The 18,121-nt window shown below is 65.0% G+C and carries 18 protein-coding genes; 12 read left to right on the plus strand and 6 right to left on the minus strand.

What is annotated here, in order from left to right; all coding sequences use genetic code 11:
* The first annotated feature begins 114 nt into the window (after positions 1–114).
* Positions 115–249, plus strand: a complete 135-nt coding sequence (locus tag L0U80_RS31490; RefSeq protein WP_267954662.1) for a hypothetical protein — start codon at positions 115–117, stop codon at positions 247–249.
* Positions 250–332: 83 nt separating this feature from the next.
* On the opposite strand, the gene L0U80_RS03490 is transcribed toward L0U80_RS31490, so the two are convergent.
* From L0U80_RS03490 to L0U80_RS03505, 4 genes are all read right to left on the minus strand, one after another.
* On the minus strand, positions 333–656 hold the full coding sequence (locus L0U80_RS03490) for a rhodanese-like domain-containing protein (protein ID WP_233862542.1): 324 nt from the start codon (positions 654–656) through the stop codon (positions 333–335).
* Between the two features lie 95 nt (positions 657–751).
* Entirely contained in the window at positions 752–1,405 is a 654-nt protein-coding gene (locus L0U80_RS03495; protein ID WP_233862543.1) for a protein-L-isoaspartate O-methyltransferase family protein, read from the minus strand.
* Between the two features lie 245 nt (positions 1,406–1,650).
* Complete coding sequence (locus L0U80_RS03500) at positions 1,651–2,823, minus strand: ABC transporter substrate-binding protein (RefSeq protein ID WP_233862544.1); 1,173 nt, start codon at positions 2,821–2,823, stop codon at positions 1,651–1,653.
* Between the two features lie 207 nt (positions 2,824–3,030).
* Positions 3,031–3,972, minus strand: a complete 942-nt coding sequence (locus tag L0U80_RS03505) for a CysB family HTH-type transcriptional regulator (protein WP_233862546.1) — start codon at positions 3,970–3,972, stop codon at positions 3,031–3,033.
* Positions 3,973–4,243: 271 nt separating this feature from the next.
* On the opposite strand from L0U80_RS03505, the gene L0U80_RS03510 reads away from it, so the two are divergent.
* The 11 genes from L0U80_RS03510 to L0U80_RS03560 all read left to right on the plus strand — a co-directional run bounded on the left by L0U80_RS03510 (position 4,244) and on the right by L0U80_RS03560 (position 16,407).
* Positions 4,244–5,923, plus strand: a complete 1,680-nt coding sequence (locus L0U80_RS03510; RefSeq protein ID WP_233862548.1) for a nitrite/sulfite reductase — start codon at positions 4,244–4,246, stop codon at positions 5,921–5,923.
* A gap of 32 nt (positions 5,924–5,955) precedes the next feature.
* A complete protein-coding gene (locus L0U80_RS03515; protein WP_233862549.1) occupies positions 5,956–6,501 on the plus strand; it encodes a DUF934 domain-containing protein in 546 nt (181 codons plus the stop codon).
* Positions 6,498–7,253, plus strand: a complete 756-nt coding sequence (locus tag L0U80_RS03520; protein ID WP_233862550.1) for a phosphoadenylyl-sulfate reductase — start codon at positions 6,498–6,500, stop codon at positions 7,251–7,253. The genes L0U80_RS03515 and L0U80_RS03520 overlap by 4 nt, the downstream gene beginning before the upstream one ends.
* Before the next feature lie 113 nt (positions 7,254–7,366).
* The gene (cysD, locus tag L0U80_RS03525; protein ID WP_233862551.1) at positions 7,367–8,329 is read left to right on the plus strand and encodes a sulfate adenylyltransferase subunit CysD; all 963 of its coding nucleotides are present in this window, start codon (positions 7,367–7,369) and stop codon (positions 8,327–8,329) included.
* A 24-nt stretch (positions 8,330–8,353) separates the two neighbouring features.
* The gene (locus L0U80_RS03530) at positions 8,354–9,682 is read left to right on the plus strand and encodes a sulfate adenylyltransferase subunit 1 (protein ID WP_233862552.1); all 1,329 of its coding nucleotides are present in this window, start codon (positions 8,354–8,356) and stop codon (positions 9,680–9,682) included.
* A gap of 35 nt (positions 9,683–9,717) precedes the next feature.
* Entirely contained in the window at positions 9,718–10,491 is a 774-nt protein-coding gene (gene cobA / locus L0U80_RS03535) for a uroporphyrinogen-III C-methyltransferase (RefSeq protein ID WP_233865631.1), read from the plus strand.
* A 462-nt stretch (positions 10,492–10,953) separates the two neighbouring features.
* Entirely contained in the window at positions 10,954–12,480 is a 1,527-nt protein-coding gene (locus L0U80_RS03540; RefSeq protein WP_233862553.1) for a glycosyltransferase family 39 protein, read from the plus strand.
* The gene (locus L0U80_RS03545; protein ID WP_233862554.1) at positions 12,477–13,925 is read left to right on the plus strand and encodes a UbiA family prenyltransferase; all 1,449 of its coding nucleotides are present in this window, start codon (positions 12,477–12,479) and stop codon (positions 13,923–13,925) included. The genes L0U80_RS03540 and L0U80_RS03545 overlap by 4 nt, the downstream gene beginning before the upstream one ends.
* Positions 13,926–15,242, plus strand: coding sequence for an FAD-binding oxidoreductase (locus L0U80_RS03550; RefSeq protein ID WP_233862555.1), 1,317 nt, complete (start codon positions 13,926–13,928; stop codon positions 15,240–15,242). It abuts the gene before it with no gap.
* Positions 15,239–15,979 carry an SDR family oxidoreductase gene (locus L0U80_RS03555; protein WP_233862556.1) on the plus strand — a complete coding sequence of 247 codons (741 nt, stop codon included), beginning with the start codon at positions 15,239–15,241 and terminating at the stop codon, positions 15,977–15,979. Before L0U80_RS03550 ends, L0U80_RS03555 begins: the two co-directional genes overlap by 4 nt.
* Positions 15,976–16,407, plus strand: a complete 432-nt coding sequence (locus L0U80_RS03560; RefSeq protein WP_233862557.1) for a GtrA family protein — start codon at positions 15,976–15,978, stop codon at positions 16,405–16,407. Before L0U80_RS03555 ends, L0U80_RS03560 begins: the two co-directional genes overlap by 4 nt.
* A gap of 83 nt (positions 16,408–16,490) precedes the next feature.
* Here L0U80_RS03560 and L0U80_RS03565 read toward each other — a convergent pair whose 3' ends face one another.
* Both L0U80_RS03565 and lptG read right to left on the minus strand, forming a co-directional pair.
* Positions 16,491–16,868 (minus strand): sirohydrochlorin chelatase, encoded by a 378-nt coding sequence (locus L0U80_RS03565; protein ID WP_233862558.1) that lies wholly within the window; start codon positions 16,866–16,868, stop codon positions 16,491–16,493.
* 104 nt (positions 16,869–16,972) lie between these two features.
* On the minus strand, positions 16,973–18,121 hold the full coding sequence (gene lptG / locus L0U80_RS03570; RefSeq protein WP_233862559.1) for an LPS export ABC transporter permease LptG: 1,149 nt from the start codon (positions 18,119–18,121) through the stop codon (positions 16,973–16,975).

Raw genomic sequence — 18,121 nt, forward strand, 5'->3', positions numbered from 1 at the left:
AGGTTGCATGTTCGGGCGCAGTGCATCGTCGCAGTGCGTCGTTGCATCGATGCGTGCGCTAACATGCAGCGCGCGTCACGCGAGGCGTTCCTGGTAGTGCAAAGGGGTCCGGCGATGCGGTTTGTGCTGCATTGCTGTGCATGCACGGCACGGTGCCTGGGCTGGATTTCGCCGTCGAGCATCGTCGATGAGGCGCGGATCGGGGAAATCTTCTCGACGGTGGCGCTTGTTCTGCGCGAAGTGGCGTAAACGAAAAAGGCGCGGCATGCGCCGCGCCTTTCATCGACTGCGAGTCTGGCGGCAAAGCTTGGTGCCGCGCCGCCCGCGATCCATCAATAAGTCGGCACCTTGGGGTCGACCTGGCGCGACCACGCGTCGATGCCGCCCTGCAGGTTGAACACCTTCGTGAAGCCGCGCGATTCGAGGAACATCGCGACATTGGCGCTGCGCGCGCCATGGTGGCACACGCAGACGATCTGCGCTTCGTCGTCCAGTTCCTCGCTGCGTGCGGGGATCTCGCGCATCGGAATCGACACGCTGCCTGCGATCTTCGCCGTCTCGATTTCCCACGGCTCGCGCACGTCGAGCAGCACGGGGGCCGCGCGTGAGTTATCGGCGAGCCATTCGGCGAGGGCGGGAGCGGTCAGATTCTGCATGAAAAACCCGGTCGGATAAAAAGCCACGCCGGGCCATGGGGCCCGGCGCGCGTAGTACGTCAAAATCGGCGTCAAATTCGGCGTCGAAGCCGGCGTCAGAACTTGAAGCGCGACGGCTGGACGGCGTTCTTCAGCGGCTCGACATACGTCTCGAACACGCTGGCGATGCGGTATTGCTTGTCGTCGATGCGGGTGATGATCTGCGCTTCCATCACCGGCGCGGTGCCGACGAACGCGGCGAGACGCCCGCCCACCTTCAGTTGCTCGAGCAGTTGCTGCGGCAGGACCGGCAGGCCGCCCGAGACGCAGATCACATCATACGGCGCATTGGCGGGCCAGCCGTTCGCGCCGTCACCGAGCGCGACTTCGGCGTTGAGCACACCGTTCTTCGCCAGGTTGGCGCGCGCGAATTCCGCGAGTTCTGCGTCGATTTCGACGGTCAGCACCTGCTGTGCGCGATTCGCGAGCAGCGCCGCCATATAGCCCGAACCGGCGCCGATTTCGAGCACGCTCTCGTGCTTCTTGATCGCAAGCTCCTGCAGCACGCGTGCTTCGACACGCGGTGCGAGCATGTGCTGGCCGTTGGGCAGCGGAATTTCGAGGTCGGCGAACGCGATGTCTGCATAGGCCGCGGGGACGAATTGCTCACGCTTGACGATCGAAAGCAGGTTCAGCACGTCCTGGTCCAGCACTTCCCAGGGGCGAATCTGCTGCTCGATCATGTTAAAACGCGCTTGTTCGATGTTCATGGTGACTCGGCGTTGTGGTTCGATTTCGGAACGGACAGCCCGGCCTGAACAGCTGATGCGCGGGGTCCGCGCGGCCGCTGGAAAACGGTGCCAGGCAACCGCAGGATTGTACCAAAGCGCCTCGCGTCGGCATTGTCCCGGATTCAGCCGGGCGCCTCCGTGTCGCGCGGGCGCCGCATCGAGGCGCCCCCGGGGGCCACGCCGGCATGCATTGCAAACTGGCGCGGCGAGGCGCTAGCGCCGCCTCACCGCGCGAGATAGACGAACTTGCCGCCGCGAATCGTGCCCATCACGCTCGCGCGCTGGTCGAGGCCGACGTGGTCGGTCGCGCTCGTGTTCACGACGCCGTTCGGCACCACCAGCTCATGTGCGTGCTCAAGCTCGCCGCGCAACGCGACGCGGAACGCTTCCGTTCCCGGCTGCGCGGTCTTCAGTGCGTGAGTTACAGCATCCTGCAGGCGGGCATAGACGCCCGCGGCATCGCCCGCGAACTGCGTGACCGTATCGGCGCCGTACTTTGCCTCGTAGGCGTCGACAAACGCGAGCGCCGCCTTCTGGGCCGGCTGGTCGGCGGGCAGCGTACGCGCGACGACGACCGGCTGCGTCGGGAACAGCGTGCCTTCCACGTCCTTGCCGCCGAGCTTGATGAACTCGGGCGTTGCGATGCCGTGCGTCTGATAGATCACGCCCTTGTAGCCGTACCCGGCCAGCGTGCGCTGCGGCAGCACGCTCGGCGTGCCTGCTCCTGCGATCAGCACGGCGTCGGGCTTCGCCGCGATCAGCTTGAGCACCTGGCCGGTGACGCTCGCGTCGGTGCGGTTATAGCGCTCGGTCGCCACGATCTCGATGTGGCGCGCCCCGGCCGCCTTCGTGAATTCCTTGAGCCAGCTGTCGCCGTAGCTGTCCGCGAAGCCGATGAAGCCCACCGTCTTCACGTTGTGCGCCGCCATGTAACGGGTCATCACGTCGGCCATGGCGGCGTCGGTTTGCGCCATCTTGAACGCCCACACGCGAGCGCCTTCCTGCGGTTCGACCACCGATCCCGACCCGACCAGCGTAATCATCGGCGTTTTGCCCTCCGACACGGGATCGAGCGCCGCGAGCGCAGCCGGCGTGATGTTCGGTCCGACGATCACGTCGACATGGTTCTCGTTGATGAGCTTGCGGATATTGCGCACCGCCACGCCCGGATCGGAGCCATCGTCGAGCACGATGTAGTCGGTTTTCTGGCCCGCGATCATGGCGGGCCACATCAACATCGCGTTCTTGCTCGTGATGCCGATCGCGGCGGCGGGGCCGGTGCTCGACAGGTCGATGCCCACTTTCAGGTCGGCGTGGGCGCTGGGTGCGGCCGTCGCGGCGATGAGCGCGGCCGTCGCCGTGACGGCGAGCGGGCGCAGGAACGGGTGCGACTTCATGCGATGAGTCTCCAGCGTTAAAGCTGCATGCGACCGGATTGGGCCGGAGTCTGGGCTAAAGGGCCTGACTCCGGCTGGCGAGCGCGTAAGCGCTTACTCACGCTTGCTCCAATCGACGGCCACTAGTTGTCGTTGTGATGCGCCTTGTCCTGCTGTGCTTCGGGTCTTGCTCACTAATGTGAAGCTCCGAAGTGAAGCGCCGAAGCATTAAAGCTCGTAAGTCTCGTGTTCGCCCTTGAGCGCCTGCTCGATGAGCTTGCGGTTCAGGGTCGGCGAAAGCAGCTCGACGAGCGTGTACACATAGCCGCGCAGATACGCGCCTTGCTTGAGTGCGACACGCGTGACGTTGCTGCCGAACAGATGCCCGACCGGCACCGCGCGCAGGTGGCGGTCGCGTTCGGCGTTGAAGGCGATGTCGGCCATGATGCCCACGCCGAGGCCCAGCTCGACGTAGGTCTTGATGACGTCGGCGTCGATGGCCTCCAGCACGATGTCGGGCGTGAGGCCGCGCAGGCGGAATGCCTCGTTGATCTTCGTGCGGCCCGCGAACGCGTTGTCATAGGTGATCAGCGGAAATTGGGCCAGATCGTCGAGCGAGAGCGGCTTGCGCTCCAGCAGCGTGTGATCGTCGGGCATGACCGCCACATGGTGCCAGGTGAAGCAGGGCAGCGACACCAGTTCCTTATAGCCGGAGATCGCTTCCGTCGCGATGGCGAGGTCGGCCTGGTCGTGGAGCACCATTTCCGCGACCTGGGTCGGGCTGCCTTGCAGGATCGACAGGTGGACCTTCGGGAAGCGCCGCTTGAATTCGGCGATCGCCGTCGGCAGCGAGTAACGCGCCTGGGTGTGCGTGGCGGCGATGACCAGGTTGCCCTGATCCTGCGCGGCGTAGTCCTTGCCGACGCGCTTCAGGCTCTCGACCTCCTGCAGGATGCGCTCCACCGAGGCGAGGATAAGCCGCCCCGGCTCGGTGAGCGAGCGCACGCGCTTGCCGTGCCGCTTGAAGATTTCGACCCCAAGCTCGTCCTCCAGCTCGATGATCGCCTTCGAGACACCTGGCTGACTTGTATACAGCGCCTTGGCGGCATCGGTGAGATTGAAGTTCTGCCGAACAGCTTCGCGCACGAACCGGAACTGGTGCAGGTTCATATATAACCCCTTGGCATATAAACCTAATTTTTAAGTCGTTTGAAATATAAAGCCAGTTTATTACGATTCCCTCAACTTTTCCAATATGGATATCTGTTTTGGTCATAAGCACATGACTGGCGGCACTAAAAGCGCCGGTGGTGAGCGATGACTGGAACGCAGTCGAAGTCGGAGTGCGCGGCGTAACAGGAGAGCTGCAGGAAAACCGCAGGAAAGCTGCGGGAACACTGCAGGAAACGCCGCGATCGAGCCAAACCCCTGGGGTCCCCGAATGTACCAATACGACCAGTACGACCAGACTATCGTCGACGAACGCGTCGCTCAGTTCCGCGACCAGGTTCGCCGCCGCCTGTCGGGCGAATTGACCGAAGACGAATTCCGCCCGCTTCGCCTGCAGAACGGCCTGTACATGCAGCGCCACGCGTACATGCACCGCATCGCGATTCCGTACGGCAACCTTCGCAGCGACCAGTTGCGCATGCTGGGGCGCATCGCGCGCGAGCATGATCGCGGCTACGGCCACTTCTCGACGCGCACGAACATCCAGTACAACTGGATCAAGCTCGAAGAAACGCCGGAGATCCTCGCGAAGCTCGCGTCGGTGCAGATGCACGGCATCCAGACCTCGGGCAACGACATCCGCAACATCACCGCCGACCAGTTCGCGGGCGTCGCGCCCGACGAGATCATCGACCCGCGTCCGTGGGCCGAAATCCTGCGTCAGTGGTCGACGTTCCACCCCGAATTCTCGTGGCTGCCCCGCAAGTTCAAGATTGCCGTGTCCGGTTCGAAGGAGGACCGCGTGGCCGTGCAGATCCACGACCTCGGTGTCTATCTCGATCGCAATGAAAACGGCGAAATCGTCGCGAGCATCCTCGCTGGCGGCGGGCTCGGCCGCACGCCGATCGTCGGCGCGATCATCAGGCGTGATCTGCCGTGGCAGCATCTGCTGACCTACTGCGAAGCCGTGCTGCGGGTGTACAACCGCTACGGCCGACGCGACAACCTCTACAAGGCGCGCATCAAGATCCTCGTGAAGGCGCTCTCGCCCGCGAAGTTCGCGCAGCAAGTGGAAGAGGAGTGGCAGCACCTGAAGAACGGCCCGTCGACGCTCACGCAGGCCGAAGTGGACCGCGTGTCGCAACACTTCGTGCCGCCCGCGTATGAGAAGCTCGCCGACACCGACGCCTCTTACGAAACGCACCTGCTGGAGAACCGCGCTTTTGCGCGCTGGGTCGAGCGTAACGTGCGCACGCATCGCGTGTCGGGCTACGCGTCGGTGACGCTCTCGCTCAAGCCGCACGGCATCGCCCCCGGCGACGCCACCGACAAGCAGATGGAAGCCGTGGCCGACTGGGCCGACGAATACGCGTTCGGCTATATCCGCGTGTCGCACGAGCAGAACCTGATCCTCGCCGACGTCAAGAAGCGTGATCTTTTCGCGCTTTGGGAAAAGGCAAAGGCGGTGGGTTTTGCGACGCCGAACATCGGCTTGCTGACTGATATTATCGCGTGCCCGGGCGGCGACTTCTGCTCGCTCGCGAATGCGAAGTCGATTCCCATCGCGACGGCCATCCAGGCACGTTTCGACGATCTCGACTACGTCCACGACCTGGGCGACCTGTCGCTCAACATCTCGGGCTGCATGAATTCGTGCGGTCACCATCACGTCGGCAACATCGGCGTGCTCGGCGTCGATAAGGACGGCGCCGAGTGGTATCAGGTCTCGCTCGGCGGCGAGCAGGGCACGGGCGCAAACGGTACGCGTCTTGGCCGCGTGATCGGCCCGTCGTTCTCGGCCGAAGAAATGCCGGACGTCGTGGAGAAGGTGATCGCCACGTTCGTTGCGAACCGCATCAACGGTGAGCGCTTTATCGACACCTATGACCGCATCGGCATCGCGCCCTTCAAGGAACGCGTGTACGCATCGCGCCAGCCGGCCCACGCCTGAACCGAACCGCACGAAAACGAGGATTGAGTTTCATGACGCTGATTATCAAGAACCGCGCGGTCGTCGAGGACAACTGGACGGTCGTGCGTCCCGCCGAAGACGGCGCGCTGCCTGAAGTCGCCGCGCTGCCCGCCGGCAAGGTCATTGTGCCGCTGGCGCTGTGGCAGTCTTCGCGCGAGGCGCTTGTCGCCGAGAAGTCGCGCGATGAACTCGGCGTGTGGCTCGCGCCCGATAGCGAACCCGCCGACATCGCCGCGGACTTCGACAAGCTCGCGCTGATCGCCGTCGATTTCCCGGTGTTCCGCGATGGCCGCGGCTATTCGACTGCGCGTCTGTTGCGCGAGCGCTTTGGCTACAAGGGCGAGCTGCGCGCGATTGGTGACGTGCTGCGCGACCAGTTGTACTTCTACGAACGCTGCGGCTTCGACGCCTACGCTGTGCGCGCCGACAAGGACATCCACGACGCGCTGAAAGCATTCACGGAATTCACCGTGCAGTACCAGGGCGCGTTCGACGAACCGTCGCCGCTCTTTCGCCGCCGCGCCGCACAGCAGGCACAAACCGGTAGCGCAGCATGAGCACCGTCGCTGACGAAATCACGCCTGAGCTGCAGACGAAGATCGCGCGGCTCGACGCGCTGCTCGGTTCGATCGCGGCACGCCACGCGAGCGTGAAGTTCGCGAGCAGTCTCGCCGCCGAGGACATGCTGCTCACGCACGCAATCCTGTCGCGGTCGGTTGCGATCGGCATCTTCTCGCTGAACACCGGACGTCTCCATGCGGAAACGCTCGGCATGTTCGACCGCGTGCGCGAGCGTTATGGCTACGAGATCGAGCAGCTTCACCCGCAGCAGGACGCCGTTGACGAATACGTTGCGCAGCACGGTCTGAATGCGTTCTACGAGAGCGTCGATCTGCGCAAGCGCTGCTGCGAAATTCGCAAGGTCGAGCCGCTGAACCGCGCGCTCGCCGGTGTGTCGGCCTGGGTGACGGGCCAGCGCCGCGAACAGTCGGTCACGCGCGCGGAACTGCACGAGGAAGAGCGCGACGACGCGCGCGGTATCGCCAAGTTCAATCCGCTCACCGACTGGACCGAAGCCGAAGTGTGGGCGTATCTGCGCGCCTTCGACGTGCCGGTGAACCCGCTGCACGCGCGCGGCTATCCGAGCATCGGCTGCGAACCCTGCACGCGTGCCGTGCGCCCCGGTGAAGACAGCCGCGCGGGCCGTTGGTGGTGGGAGTCGCGCGACACGAAGGAATGCGGGCTGCATATCACGGCGTTGTCAGCGATTCCGGTCGTCGAAATGCGGCAATCGGAACGCGAGAGCTAATATCAAGGTCTGGTGCGTGAGTTTGATCTGCGGATTTGAACCGCAGCATGCGCCAGAGTAGAGCAAGCATTCCGTGCCCCTGATGGCGGCACGGAACAACGAAGGACCTCAATATGAGCACGACGCTCGATTCCACCGTGAACGCTCCACAACAAGTCACCGCGAACCGCATTGACCACCTCGACTGGCTCGAAGCCGAGTCGATCCACATCCTGCGCGAACTGGTCGCCGAATGCAGCAAGCCCGCGCTGCTGTTCTCGGGCGGCAAGGATTCCGTGGTCGTGCTCGCGCTCGCCCTGAAGGCATTCGGCCTCGGCGCGAACCGCAAGACCTCGCTGCCGTTTCCGCTCGTGCATATCGACACGGGACACAACTACGAAGAAGTGATCGACTTCCGCGACCGCCGCGCTGCCGAAATCGGCGCGCAGCTCGTGGTCGGCCACGTCGAGGATTCGATCAAGCGCGGCACCGTGCGTCTGCGCCGCGAAACGGATTCGCGCAACGCCGCGCAAGCGGTCACGCTGCTCGAAACCATCGAGCAACATGGTTACACGGCGATGATCGGCGGCGCGCGTCGCGATGAAGAGAAGGCTCGCGCGAAGGAGCGCATTTTCTCGTTCCGCGATGAATTCGGCCAATGGGACCCGAAGGCGCAGCGCCCCGAACTGTGGAGCCTCTACAACGCGCGCCTGCATAACGGCGAACACCTGCGCGTGTTCCCGATCTCGAACTGGACCGAACTCGACGTGTGGCAGTACATCGCGCGCGAAAACCTCGAACTGCCGCCGATCTACTACGCGCATGAGCGCGAGATCGTGCGCCGCAATGGTCTGCTCGTGCCGGTCACGCCGCTGACCCCAATGAAAGAGGGCGAGACGAGCGAAACGGCGGTCGTGCGTTTCCGCACGGTGGGCGACATCAGCTGCACGTGCCCGGTGGAAAGCGATGCGGACAACGTCGAGAAGATCATCGCCGAAACCGCCGTGACGGAAATCACCGAGCGCGGCGCGACGCGCATGGACGACCAGACGTCCGAAGCCGCGATGGAACAGCGCAAGAAGCAAGGTTATTTCTAAGGCACCACGAGGAAAAATTCGATCATGAGCCGCATTGAGCAACCCGCGTATCAACATGAAGACCTCGGCGTGCTGCGCTTTATCACGGCGGGCAGCGTCGACGATGGCAAGAGCACGCTGATCGGCCGCCTGCTTTACGACAGCAAGGCCGTGCTCTCGGACCAGCTTTCGGCGCTTTCGCGTGCGAAGAACAAGCGCACCGTGGGCGACGAGATCGACCTTTCGCTCCTGACCGACGGCCTCGAAGCCGAGCGCGAACAGGGCATCACGATTGACGTGGCGTACCGCTATTTCGCCACGGCGAAGCGTAAGTTCATCATCGCCGACACGCCGGGCCACGAGCAGTACACGCGCAACATGGTGACGGGCGCCTCGACGGCGCACGCCGCGATCATCCTCGTCGATGCGACGCGCGTCACGGTCGAGGACGGCGTCACGCAACTGCTGCCACAGACGAAGCGCCATAGCGCGATCGTCAAGTTGCTCGGCCTGCAGCACGTCATCGTCGCGATCAACAAGATGGACCTCGTCGAGTACAGCGAAGCAGTTTTCGATCAGATCCGCGAAGCGTATGTCGTGCTCGCGCGTCAGCTCGGCCTCGAAAACGTGCGCTTCGTGCCGGTCTCGGCGCTCAAGGGCGACAACATCGTAACGGCGAGCGAGCGCATGCCGTGGTACGCCGGCGAGCCGCTGCTCGACGTGCTCGAATCGCTGCCGGTCGGACAGGCAGCGGGCGAAGCGCTGCGCTTCCCGGTGCAGTGGGTCGCGCGCCAGGACGGTTCGAGCGCCGACGATTTCCGCGGCTACATGGGCCGCGTCGAGTCAGGCGAGGTGAAGGTCGGCGATGCGATCACCGTGCTGCCCGCGGGCCGTCAGGCCAGCGTAGCGGAGATCATCGCGCCGGTGCCGGGCGGTACGGCGCAGGTCGAGCGCGCGTTCGCGGGCCAGACGGTCACGATCCGGCTTGCGGAAGATGTGGATGTCTCGCGCGGCGACACGTTCGTGCCCGCCACGGATGCGGTGGAGCCGGCGAAGAAGCTCGAAGCCGACCTCTGCTGGTTCGACGACGAGCCGCTTTCGACGCAGCGCAAGTACCTGCTCAAGCAGACGACGAACACGGTGTTCGCGAAGATCGGCGCGATCAAGCAGGTGCTCGACGTGCACACGCTTTCGCATGCCACCGACCGCCACAATCTCGCGATGAACGATATCGGCCGCGTCGCGCTCACGCTGCAAAAGCCGCTCGTGTGCGATCTCTACGATACCCATCCCGGCACGGGTGCGTTCGTCCTGATCGACGAAGCCACGCACCACACGGTGGCGGCGGGCATGATTCGCGCATTCGCGGCGTGAGTCTGGAAACGCGAGGTACGAAGTCGATGGGCAAATTGGGCAAGGTCTATCTGATCGGCGCGGGACCGGGCGCGGCGGACCTCATCACCGTGCGCGGCGCGCGGCTCCTCGGCACGGCGGACGTCGTGCTGCACGACGCGCTCGTCGAGCCGGCGATGCTGGAGTACGCGCCGAAGCACGCGAAGTTCGTCGCGGTGGGCAAGCGCTGCGGGCAGCGCTCGACGGCGCAGCACTTCATCAACAAGCAGCTCGTCGATGCGGCGCGCGAACACGGCGTGGTCGTGCGCCTGAAGGGCGGCGATCCGATGTTGTTCGGCCGTGCCGACGAAGAGATGCGCGCGCTCGAAGCAGCGGGCATCGAGTACGAGGTCGTGCCCGGCATTACGGCGGCGCTCGCGAGTGCCGCCGCGCTGCGTCGGCCACTCACGGTGCGCGGTGTGGCGCGCAGCGTCGCGCTCGCGACGCACTCGCGTGCGGCCGATACTGCCGATATCCGCGAGCAGGTCAACGCGGATTCACTCGTGTTTTACATGGGCCGCGACAGCGGTCCCGACATCGCGCGCGAGTTGATCGAGGCGGGACGCGCGGGCGCCACGCCGGTGGCGATCGTCGAGGCGTGCAGCACGCCGCGCGAACGCACGCTCACGCTTACGCTCGCGGCGCTGGCGGCGGGCGAGGCGCAGGACTGGCTCGACGCGACGCAGCCGAGCCTGTTGATGATCGGCGAGGCGTTTGCGGCGCGCGCCGGGCAGCTCTGCAACGAAGACCTCATGGCCCCGCAGGTGCAAGGCCAGCGGGCAGCCGCTTAAGAGCACAAGGGGCGCAATTCGCGCCCCTTTGCACTTTCGTACCGTTTGCGTGCGGTGCGTCGATTCCGTCTCGCGTGCTGCACGTCATGCTGCGGCCTATGCATCACGCATTTCACTCCCCACAAGCACTGAGCTTTTGATCGGCTGGCGGCTTCCGCTGGCAGACCAGCTCGACTCCCTTCGCTTGCGCGAGACACGCGCGACAGCGCTGTCCCACAACTTGTTGCCGCGCGATATCCCGGCGTCTGGCAACCCCTCCCGGGACTGAGTCCGGCGAATCCTGCTGGCCACACGGGCCAATTTGCGCCGCGAATTACCTTCACCGAGCCCTTTTTTATTGGCCGACATTCAGGGATTCTGAGTGATGTGTAGGGGTCGCACCCTAGGCATGTAAGCGCCGTATTACAATGTCGGCAAAATAATCAATGTCCGGCACGCCGGCATACAGACCAGAATTTTTCGATGTCGACCCAGCTTTCGAATCTTACGTCGCTAGCCACGGCTTCCGACGAACGTGCCGTCGCACACAACGCTTCACTCCGCTGGTTGTTGCCGCTCCACGCGATGGTCTGGACGCTGGCCGCCTGGCTCGCACGCGGCAATCTCGACATCCAGGGCGACATGGTCGAGACGTATGTATGGGGCCTCGAATGGCAGGCCGGTTACGCGAAGCACCCGCCGCTTTCGTCGTGGGTTGCAGCGGCCTGGTTCAGCGTGTTTCCGCATACCGATCTCGCCTATTTCGCGCTGTCGGCGGTGAACGTGCTGGTCGGCCTCACGGGAATCGTCGCGCTCGCCGCGTGCTTCGTGCCGCGTCGGCTCGCGATCGTCGCCGGGCTTGCGATGGCTGTCTCGCCGCTCTACTCGAATCTCGCGATCAAATTCAATCCGAATGCGATCCTGCTGTCGGTCTGGCCGTGGACCGCGTACTTTTTCGTCCGCTATGTGCAGCCGGGCAGCCGTCTCGCGCGCAGCGGCGCGGCGCTCGGTCTCGGGGTGTGCGCGGCGCTTGCGGTGCTCGGCAAGTACTTCTCGATCGTCCTGCTGCTCGGGCTGTTGCTCGCGTTGCTCGTACGTCCCGCATGGCGTGCGCGCCTCATCAGCGTCGATTCGCTGATCGCGGTGGCGGCGGGTGTCGCGGTGCTGACGCCGCACGTGCGCTGGATGATGCTCAATCATTTCCCGACGCTGGAATACGCCGCGCAGCGCACCGGAGGCACGCTCTTCGCCGCAGTGGGGCGGTTCGGCATTTATACGCTCGCGCAGATTGGATATCTCGCGCTGAGTTTCGTTTTCGTGCTGCTGATGGTGCGCAAGTCGGGCGCTGCGCGGCGCATGGCGCTGAGCGTTGTTCGTCCCTCGCTGCATCCGGATCTCTGGTGGCTCGCGCTCGGGCCATTATTCGCGGTGGGTGTGCTGTCGGTGATCGGCAAGACGCAGATGGCCTCGGTCTGGGGCATGGCACAGTGGTTCGCCATCGTGCCGCTCTGGCTCGCCGTGCTCGAGCAGGGCCGCTTCGAGATCGCACCGCAGCGGGCCGTGCGCGTCATGGTGGTGTACTGGGCGCTGGTGCTCGCTGTGTCGGCCGTGGTGGGCTACACAGGCGCGCGGCGCAATACCGACGACGCGGCCGAGCCGCGCGCGGAACTCGCAACGGCCGCGCAGACGGTGTGGCGCGAACGCACGAGGCAGCCGCTATCGATCGTGGCGGGTTCGACGCACGAGGCCGGTTCGGTGATTTTCTATGACGGTGGCCGCGCCCGTTTCTGGGACCTCGACTGGCCGGCGTTGACGCCCTGGTTCACCCCCGCCGAGTTCGCGCGCCGTGGCGCGCTGTTTGTGTGCCGTGGCGACGACGCCAACTGCATCGCGACGGCATCGGCGCTAAGCCATGCTGCGCCGGTCGCGCTCAAGGTCAGCAAGAACGCATGGGGACGGGAGTTGCCTGCGCGCGCCTACCAACTGTTCGTGCTCGCGCCGCAGTCATGAGCCACGTGCCGATGACGCCGTATCGCAGTCGGCCGCTCGTCGTCGATCTTGACGGCACGCTGTTGCGCTCCGACGTCCTGATCGAGTGTGTGTGGGCCTTTCTAAAGTCCTCGCCGCTGCGGTGCTGGCAACTGCTGGTCTGGCTGCTGCGTGGCGGCAAGGCGGGCCTGAAGGCGCGGCTCGCGGCTGCCACGGATCTCGATGTCACGGGGTTGCCGTATGACGCGTCGTTGCTCGCTCAACTGGCGGCGGAGCGTGCGGCCGGTCGCGCGCTCGTGCTTGCGACTGCCACGCACCAGCGTTATGCGCAGGCCATCGCGGACCACCTGGGCTGTTTCGACGAGGTCCATGCGACCGAGGGCGCGGTCAACCTGTCGGCGCGCCGCAAGCGCGATCGTTTGATTGCCGTCTTCGGCGAGCGTGGGTTCGACTACGCGGGCAACTCGCACGACGACGTGCCGGTCTGGGCCAGCGCGGCGCGAGCGTGGGTTGTGAACCCCGAGCGCGGCGTTGAGCGCGCGGCGCTCGCGCAGGGCAATGTCGATCGTGTGATCGAGAACCGGCCGGCGCGCCTGAAAGTGCTCGGCAGGGCGTTGCGCCTGCACCAGTGGCTCAAAAACCTGCTGATTTTCGTGCCGGTACTCACCGCGCACCAGTTCGGGCAGCTGGCGACGATGCGCGCTGCAGGGCTCGCGTTTGTCGCATTCGGGTTCTGCGCCTCGAGCGTGTATCTGCTCAACGATCTGATCGATCTCGAGGACGACCGCCACCATCCGACCAAGCGCAACCGGCCGCTCGCGTCCGGTGCGTTGCCGCTGCGCTGGGGCGTTGCGTTGTGCCCGGTATTGCTTGCGGGTGCCGTGCTGCTCGAGTTCTACTGCCTGCCGCTGCGCTTCGCGTTCACGTTGTTCGCCTACTACGCGCTCACGCTTGCGTACTCGCTCTACCTGAAGCGTCTGGTGATGGTCGACGTGGTGGTGCTTGCGGCGCTCTACACCGCGCGCATCGTGGCCGGTGCGGCCGCGATCGGGGCGCATTTGAGCTTCTGGCTGCTCGCATTCTCGATGTTCGTGTTCCTGAGTCTCGCGCTGGTCAAGCGCTATGCGGAACTACAAGCCCTGCAGGACCGAGGGCTCGCGAAGACACGCGGGCGCGGCTATCAGGCCGACGACCTGTCGCTGATTGCATCGCTCGGGTCCGCGTCCGGCTATCTTGCGGTGCTGGTCCTCGCGCTCTATATCCAGGACCGCAATACCGCGCTGCTTTATCGTCATCCGCCGATGATCTGGCCGGTGTGCGCGATCCTGTTGTACTGGGTCAGCCGGATCTGGCTGATCACGCATCGCGGACAGATGCACGACGATCCGGTGCTGTTCGCCGCGAAAGACCGTGCGAGCTGGCTCGTCATCGCGCTTTGCGCGGCATGTTTCTGGATGGCGATCTAGGTGGGCGCACTGCAGTCCTGGGGGCGCTATCCGTGCGCTCCGCAGCAAGCGCACACGGTCGCGTGGCGCGATGCGCTCCCGCTCGCCTGGCGAGACGCGGCCGCGGGCACCGGCACGACGCTCGGGTTCGGCAACGGCCGCAGCTACGGCGACAGCTGTCTCGCCGCATCGGGCGAAGTGGTGCACATGCTGCCGCTCGACCGGATGATCGCGTCGGACTGGCAGACAGGCGTCGTGCGCGCCGAGGCGGGCACGACGCTCGGCCAGCTGCTTGCGCTCGCCTTGCCGCACGGCTGGATGCTGCCAGTCACGCCGGGCACGCAGTTCGTGACGCTTGGCGGCGCGGTAGCGAACGATGTGCATGGCAAGAACCATCACGTTCGCGGGACGTTCGGGCGCCATGTGCGCCGCTTCAGCCTGTTGCGCAGTGACGGGAGCCGGCTCGATTGCTCGCCCGCGACAGAGCCCGATTTCTTCGCCGCAACGGTAGGCGGTCTCGGCCTGACCGGCCTGATCGAATGGGTCGAGGTGCAGTTGATGCCGGTTGCGTCGAGCCGCATCGACGTCACGCGGATCCGCTTCGATAATCTCGACGGATTCTTCTCGCTGTCCGAACAGCTCGACCCGCTTCATGAATACAGTGTCGCGTGGGTCGACTGCCTGGGGCGCGGTGCCTCGCTTGGACGCGGCGTGTTCATGGCGGGCGATCATGCACCCGATGGCCCGCTCACTCTTGCGCCGCGACGCGCGCGGACCGTGCCGTTCACGATGCCGGTGCCGCTCTTCAACCCGCTCACGCTGCGCGCACTCAACGAGGCGTATTTCCGCCGGCAGCGCACGCGCGCGACGCCGGTTGCGATGGACTGCGACACATTCTTTTATCCACTCGATGCGATCCGCGAATGGAACCGCATTTACGGCCGCGCGGGCTTCCAGCAGTATCAGTGCGTGATACCGCCCGACGCGGCGCGCGACGCGGTTCGCGAGATGCTCGATGCGATTGCGCGCAGCGGTACCGGTTCGTTTCTGGCGGTGCTCAAGCGTTGCGGCGCGATCGAATCGCCCGGGTGGCTGTCGTTTCCGCGCGAGGGAACGTCGCTCGCACTCGATTTCCCGCAGCGCGATGCGTCGAACCGGGCGCTCTTCGCGCGGCTCGACGCGATCGTGCGCGCGGCGCGCGGCCGTCTGTATCCGGCCAAGGACGCGCACATGTCCGGCGAGGATTTCCGGGCCGCCTATCCACGCTGGGAGCAGGTCGAGGCCCTGCGCGATCCTGCTTTGCTGTCACGTTTCTGGGAGCGTACGACCCGTACATGAAAAACATCGTCATCATCGGCGCCACTTCGGCCATCGCCACGGCCTGCGCGCGTGCATGGCTCGACCCGCAGGCGCGTTTCGTGCTGGTCGCGCGCCACGCGGAACGTCTGCAACATGTCGCGGACGATCTGCGCGCGCGCGGCGCTGCGGACGTGTCGTGCATCCCGCTCGACATTGACCGGCACGACGCGCACGAGGCCGTGGTGGGGCAGTGCGTAGAGATGCTTGGCACACTGGATATCGTGCTGGTCGCGCCAGGCACGCTGCCTGACCAGCAGGCCTGTGAGGCCGACGCAGCACTCGCGGTGCGCGAGTTCACGACCAATGCGACCTCGGTGATCGCGCTGCTGACGCACGTCGCGAACGTGCTTGAGGCACAGCGCGGCGGCACGCTTGCGGTGATCTCGTCGGTGGCGGGGGAGCGCGGACGGCCATCGAACTATTTGTATGGCGCCGCGAAGGCCGCACTTTCTACGTTCTGCGAAGGATTGCGCGTGCGCCTGAGACGCGCAGGCGCACGGGTCGTCACGATCAAGCCGGGCTTCGTCGCCACGCCGATGACAGCCGGCCTGCCGCTACCGGGGCCCCTGGTTGCGACGCCCGAGAAAGTCGCGCGAGATATCGCGCGGGCCGTCACGCGCGGCCGCGACGTGCTTTATACGCCATGGTTCTGGGCGCCGATCATGCTGATCATCCGCTCGATCCCGAAGCGCGTCTTCAATCGGCTGTCGCTATGAACGTGATCTCGGCCACCGAACCCCGCGAGCTGTCCCTGACCCATCTGACGCTGCTCTACGGCGCGTTCGCGCTGCTCTCGATCGTGGCGAACCTCGGTTTGCAGAAACTCGCGCTGCTTGCCTATGAGGGGTGGTTTGCGGTGCCGCTGTCGGTTGTGATCGGCACCGGAGGAGGGCTCGTACTGAAGTTCCTGCTCGACAAGCGCTGGATCTTTCGCTACCGCCACCGCGATCTTTCGCATGGCGTGCGCAGCCTGCTGCTCTATACGCTGATGGGCGTGGCGACGACCGTCGTGTTCTGGGGCTGCGAATTCGGCGCGTGGGCGCTCTGGCGCTCGGAGCACGCCCGATTTGCTGGCGGCGCGTTCGGCCTGACGCTGGGCTACATCGTCAAATACCGGCTCGACCGGCGTTTCGTGTTCGCGTAGCGCTCGCCTACTGGAGCGCGCCGCTTTTGCCCGCCGCGCCGACGGTTATAGCAGCGCTTCAAGCAGCTTTCCGCGCACGGCAGTCAGTCGTGCGCGGCGCCGAGACAATACTGCACGATCGCATCGAGCACGGCATCGTCCTCGCCGACCGCGCCCGCGCAGCGCAACTGCACGCCGGGATGCTCTGCCTGGCAGCGCGCGACGATCTCCGGCAAGTCGCGCCGCACGTGCCCGCCCTGGCCGAAGAACACGGGCACGACCGTGATCGACTCACAACCGGCATCGGCCTGAGCCGCGATGGCAGTCGGAAGGTCGGGGGTCATGAGTTCGAGAAAGGCGAGTCCGACCGGACCCGCTTCACCACGCGCTGCGGCGAGTTTCGCGGAGAGTCGCGTGAACGGCTCTTTCCAGCGCGCGTCGCGCGCGCCGTGGCCGAAGAGGATCATGCCGTGCTTGCCCATCGTCGCGAAGTCTCAATGAGTCTCGAAGCAAACTCGAAGCAGTTTCGAAGCGCGTGCGCCCCGTGGCGATGCCGACGGGCGCAGCGGGATTCACAAGGCTGGCGTCAGTGCCGTTCGACCCATTTCAGGCCGATCAGCCCAAGCGCGAGATAGATGATGCCGGGTGTGGCCGCCGTGAGCGGCGCGGGCCACGTGTTCAGTGTACCCATGTGGGAGAACAGCGTGTTGATGAGCTGGAAGCTCATCCCGAGCATGATCCCGCCGAACACCTTCACACCGACCACGCCCGCGCGAGTATGCAGATACGCGAACGGCAGCGAGAGCACGAGCATCACGAAGACGGCGAACGGGTAGACCAGCTTGCGCCACAGCGCGACCTCGTAGCGCTGCGTGTCCTGATGGTTCTCGTTCAGGTGCTGGATGTAGCGGAACAGGTTGAACATCGACATGCGATCCGGCGACACAAGCAGCACCGACAGGATCTGCGGCGTGAGTTCGGAGCGCAGCGAATACTCGGGCAGCGTCGACTGCTCCGCGCGATAAACCGGGCTGAGCGCGTCGGCGGGCTGGTTCGGCGGTGGCGGTACGCTGATGAGTCGCGTGTCGGTGACGTCCTTCAACAGCCAGTGGCCCGGCGGCTGGAAGCGGCCTGTCTTCGCGAGCCGCACGTTCGAGAGCCGGAACTGCGAGTCGAATTCGTAAATGCGCACGTTGGCGACCGTCGCATCGGGCTGCAACTGGCCGACGTTCACGAAGCGCGTGACCTGCTCGCCGTCGGCTCGCGCGGTGAGCGTGTCCTTGACCCAGACGCCGGACTTGAAGTCCGAAGACACGGCCGAGCCGAGCGCTTCGAGGCGCACGCGTTCCGAGAGCTGGTCCGTGTAAGGCCCAACCACTTCGCCGATCAGATAGGTCAGGAACACGAGCGGAATGCCGATCTTGAGCAGCGAGCCGAGCGCTTGTCGCGTCGCGAGCCCTGAAACGCGGAAGATCGTGTATTCGGAGTTCGCGGCCATCTGCGCGAACACGTAAATCGCGCTGATGAGCGCGGCGACCGGGATGATCTCGTAGAACCGCGACGGCGCTTGCAGTGCAACGCGCAGCACCGCATAGCTGAACTTGTAGTTGCCGTGGCCGACCGAGTTCAGCTCGTTGATCAGGTCGAAGAAGAAGAACAGACCCGAAAACGCGAACAGGATGAAGATGAAGGCGACATAAACCTGCTTCGCGAAATACTTCTCATAGATGCGCAT

It is taken from the genome of Paraburkholderia adhaesiva, from assembly GCF_021390575.1.
GTDB lineage: Bacteria > Pseudomonadota > Gammaproteobacteria > Burkholderiales > Burkholderiaceae > Paraburkholderia > Paraburkholderia adhaesiva.